Source organism: Paraburkholderia sp. SIMBA_030 (assembly GCF_046535245.1).
In the GTDB taxonomy this organism is placed as follows: domain Bacteria; phylum Pseudomonadota; class Gammaproteobacteria; order Burkholderiales; family Burkholderiaceae; genus Paraburkholderia.
The window spans coordinates 1-250 of record NZ_JAWRXB010001214.1; the positions used below are offsets into that span (position 1 = coordinate 1).

1 pseudogene is annotated in these 250 nt (G+C 68.0%); it reads left to right on the plus strand.

From position 1 onward, the window contains the following. A pseudogene (locus tag SB772_RS43890) lies at nucleotides 1–250 on the plus strand (AraC family transcriptional regulator); the annotation flags it as partial.

The window sequence follows — 250 nt, forward strand, 5'->3', positions numbered from 1 at the left end:
TCTGCACGAGCACGACATCCCACATCTGAGCACGCGCTGCGAGGTGTTCGAAGTCGACGGCCTGCTGCGCGAACTGATCAAGAATCTCGCCGAACGCGAGCACGATCGCGACGACGCCTGGCGTGCCGCCGCGTCGCGTCTCGCGGGAATGGAACTGGCCCACGCGCGCCGCTCGACGCTGCGCATTCCCTTGCCCGATAGCTCGGGCAGCGCCGATCGCCGTCTCGCGATGCTGTGCCGCGCGGTGATC